Source organism: Streptomyces sp. NRRL S-495, assembly GCF_000966955.1.
Classification (GTDB): domain Bacteria; phylum Actinomycetota; class Actinomycetes; order Streptomycetales; family Streptomycetaceae; genus Kitasatospora; species Kitasatospora purpeofusca.
The window spans coordinates 1-4,263 of sequence record NZ_JZWY01001178.1; the positions used below are offsets into that span (position 1 = coordinate 1).

Annotated in this window: 1 protein-coding gene; it reads right to left on the minus strand. The window is 71.3% G+C overall.

Annotated elements, in window-relative coordinates; all coding sequences use genetic code 11:
• Nucleotides 1-4,084: non-ribosomal peptide synthetase (locus VR45_RS40290; RefSeq protein WP_045944944.1), on the minus strand; the 4,084-nt coding region annotated here is incomplete at its 3' end.
• Between the last annotated feature and the right edge of the window lie 179 nt (nucleotides 4,085-4,263).

Below are 4,263 nucleotides of genomic sequence, written 5' to 3' on the forward strand. Positions count from 1 at the left end.
AGGTGTTGACGAAGAACCCGACCAGGTCGTTCAGCGCCTCGTCGGTGCGACCGGCGACCGGCGACCCGATCGGGATGTCCGCGCCCGCGCCGATCCGGTTCAGGGTGACCGCCAACGCCGCCTGCAGCACCATGAAGAGGGTCACCCCCCGCTCACGCGCCACCTCCAGCACCCGCGCATGCAACTCGGCCGGGGCATCCAGCGGCACCTCGTGCCCACGGTACGAGGCGACCGCCGGGCGCCGGCGATCGGTCGGCAGCTCCAACTCCTCCGGTGCCCCCGCCAACGCCTCCCGCCAGTACGCCATCTGCCCGGACAGCACACTGTCCGGGTTCTGCTCGTCGCCGAGCAACTCCCGCTGCCACAACGCGTAGTCCGCATACTGCACCGGCAGCGGCTCCCACACCGGCGCCGCACCGCCCGACCGTGCCGCGTACGCCACCGACACATCCCGCAGCATCGGGCCCGTCGACCAACCGTCACCCGCGATGTGGTGCATCAGCACCACCAGCACATGCTCCTGCGGCGCCACCGCGAACACCGTCGCCCGCAGCGGGATCTCCGCCGACAGGTCGAACGCGTAACCCGCGGCCTCGGCCACCGCCCCGTCCAGCTCCTGCGACGCCACCTCGACCACCGCAAGCTCGAACCCGCACGCCTCCACCGGCAGGACACGCTGATACGGCTCACCGTCCACCGCCGGAAGGACCGTGCGCAGCACCTCGTGCCGCCCGATCACGTCCGTGAACGCGGCCGCCAGTGCCTGCTGGTCCAACTCTCCGCTCAGCCGCAGCGCCACCGAGGCGTTGTAGGTGACGCTCGGACCCTCCAGCTGCCCCAGGAACCACAGGCGGCGCTGCGCGAACGACAGCGGCACCCGCTCCGGCCGCTCCGCCGGCACCAGCGCCGCACGCCCTTCGGCGACCGCCGATTCGGCCAGCCAGGCCGCGACCCCGGCCGGCGACGGCACCTCGAAGAACACCTGGATCGGCAGCTCGACGTTCAGGACCGTCCGGATCCGGCTGATCAGCCGGATCGCCAGCAGCGAGTGGCCGCCCAGAGCGAAGAAGTCGTCGTCGACGCCGACCCTCTCCACTCCCAGCACCTGCGCGAACACACCGCAGAGGATCTCCTCGTGCACCGTCGCCGGACCGCGGCCGACGGCCTCGGCGGTGGAGGACAGATAGTCCGGAGCGGGCAGGCCGGCGCGGTTCAGCTTTCCGTTGGCCGTCAACGGCAGCGCGTCCAGCACCACCACCGCCGAGGGAACCAGATACCCCGGCAGCCGCTCGGCCAGGAACACGAGCACGAGCTGACTCAGTCGCACGGCGTCAGCCGTCCGAGCGGCGGCGGCGGGAACGATGTAGGCGATCAGGCGCTTGTCGCCGGGGAAGTCCTCGCGGACGACGACGGCGGCCTGTGCCACCGACTCGTGCGCGGCCAGCACCGCTTGCACCTCACCCGGTTCCACCCGGTAGCCGCGCACCTTCACCTGCTCGTCCGTACGGCCCAGGTGCACCAGTTCACCGTCGGTGGTCCAGCGCACCAGGTCGCCGGTCGCGTACATCCGCTCGCCGGCCGGGCCGAACGGGCAGGCCACGAACCGCTGCGCGGTCAGACCGGCGCGCCCCACGTACCCGCGCGCCACCTGCGGACCGGCCACGTACAACTCACCCGCCACGCCGACCGGAACGGGGCTCAGCGACCCGTCCAGCACGTAGGCACGGGTGTTTGCCACCGGCACCCCGAGCGGCACCGCACCCGCGGCAGCCGACTTCCGGTCGAGGCGGCCGGCCACCACGCCGATGGTCGTCTCGGTGGGCCCGTAGTGGTTGAACACACCACGGTCACCCGCCACTTCGAGCAGTCCGGCGACCAGCGTCGGCGACGCCGCCTCGCCGCCCAGCACCAACGCCCCGGCCGGCATCAGGGCGGCCAGGCCGGCTGCCGCGCCCAGCGCCGCCAGGTGCGAGGGCACCACCTTCACGAAGTCGATGCGGTTCTCCGCCAGGTACTGGGCGACGGCTGACGGATCCGTCACCGCACCCTCCTGCAGGACGTGCAGTTCACCGCCGGTCGTCAGGCTCGCGAACACCACGGTGTTGCCGAGGTCCGTCACCGTGGGCTGCAGCAGCGCATACCTACCGCCCGGCGCACCGAAGCCGACCTGTCCCGGCACCGAGGCCACGTAGTTCGCGAGCCCGCGGTGCGTCACAGCCACGCCCTTGGGCTCGCCGGTCGAGCCGGAGGTGTAGATCACGTAGGCCAACTGGTCGGCCATCACGTCGAGTTCCGGCGAACCGTCGGGTCGTGCGATCAGCTCGGCCAGCACCGCCGGGTCATCCAGGGCGATCGTGCGCACGTCCTGGGCCGCCAGCTCCCCGATCAGCGCCGCTTCGCCCAGCACGTGCCCGGCCCCGCTGTCGGCCAGCAGCCGGCCGAGCCGCTGCGCCGGGTACGCCGGGTCCAGCGGCAGGTACGCCGCCCCCGCCTTCCACACCGCCAGGATCGCCTCGATCGCCTGCAGGCCGCGTGGCAGGCACAGACCCACCAGCGACTGCGCGCCGACTCCCTGGGCGACGAGGTGGTGCGCCAACCGATTGGCTCGCGCGTCCAGTTCGGCGTAGCACACCGCCACGCCGTCGGCCACCACGGCAACCGCCTGCGGCGTCGCGGCCACCTGGGCCGCGAACCGCTGCGGTACCGGCAGGGCCTCACCGGGTACCGCGGTGTCGTTCCAGGTCTCCAGCACCAGCCGGCGCTCAGCCGGGTCGAGCAGGTCGACGGTGCTGACCGAGGCGGTGGCCTCGGCGCTGCTGAGCCAGTCCAGCACGGCCAGGAAGCGGCGGCTCACCGACGCCGCCGCTTCGGCGTCGTAGTGCTCGCGGTTCATCTCGATGAGGGTCTGCACGCCGCCCTCGGCCGGCTTGCCGAACACGTCGATCTTCAGGCCTTCGGCAGGCCCGCTGGAGAGGGCGGTCCAGGTGATCGCGCAGTCGCCGAACCCGATCCGGCGGTCGGCCACCATGACGTCGACGATCATGTCGTACAGCGGGGTGCCGCCGACCCGCTTCAGGTCCCTGAGCAGGTCCGGGTACTGGTAGCGCTGGTGAAGCAGACCGCTCCGGACCGCTCGCTGCGTCTGCCGCGCGAGCTCCTCGACGGACATGCCCGGACGGACCCTGAGCCTGATCGGCATGATGTTCGAGGTCATGCCGGGGATACCCACCTCACGCATGCTCGTGCGGCCGCTGGCCGACACTCCGAGCACGACGTCCTGCGCCCCGGTGGACCGGTGCTGGTAGACGGCAGACGCGGCGATCACCAAACCGGCGAAGCTGACCCGAAGCCGCTTCGCGGCAGCCCGCAGCCGCGCGGTCGCATCGACTCCGAGATCCTGCTGGTGGGTCAGCGGCCGGCCGGCGAGGTGCCGCCCCATCGGCGCCTCGGACGCCGCCTCCTCCTCATGGTCCGAGAACGCCTCCAGCCAGAACCGCCGGTCCCGGTCACGCTCCTGCGAATCCCGGTAGACCTCGTCGGTCTCGATCAGCTCCGACACCGACCGCAGAGCACTCTCGGCCGGATCCCCACCCGCCCGCAGCACCCCGTACACCTGGGACAGCCGCTCAGCGAACTGCGACAGACCGTTACCGTCGAGAACAATGTGGTGAGCACGCTGGTACCACAGGTAGTGGTCCGACCCGAGCACGAAGAACGCATGTCCCGACAGAGCCCCACCCACCAGCTCCACCGGCGTGTCCAGATCGGCCTGGATCCACTCCTGCGCCACCGCACGCGGATCGGCCTCCCCCCGCAGATCCGCCACGTGGACCGGAACCTCCCCGGCCTCCCCCAGGAACTGCCGCGGCGTACCGCCCTCCACACACAGGCGCAGCCGGAGAGCCTCCGCCTCCTGCACCGTACGGCGCAGCGCACGCACGAAGAGGTCCGCGTCGAGTTCGCCGCGGATCTCCGTGCAGTCACCGATGTTGTACGCCGGATTGTCGGGCGCGAGCTGCTGCGCGTACCAGACCCCCAGCTGGCCGGACATCAGATCCCACAGACCCTGTGCGGAGGCACCCATTCTCGTATCCCTCAATCGATCGACGCACTCTGGAAGAACAAAGGCAGGCCGCTGAACCACGGCACCGGGACCGCGCGAATCAACCAGGCCGACCCAGGACCCCGTCGGACCCCGCCGCCGGCAAACAAACGTGCACTAAGAGCCCTGCGGGCCCTGAAGACGCGGAAGGCCGCTCAGGC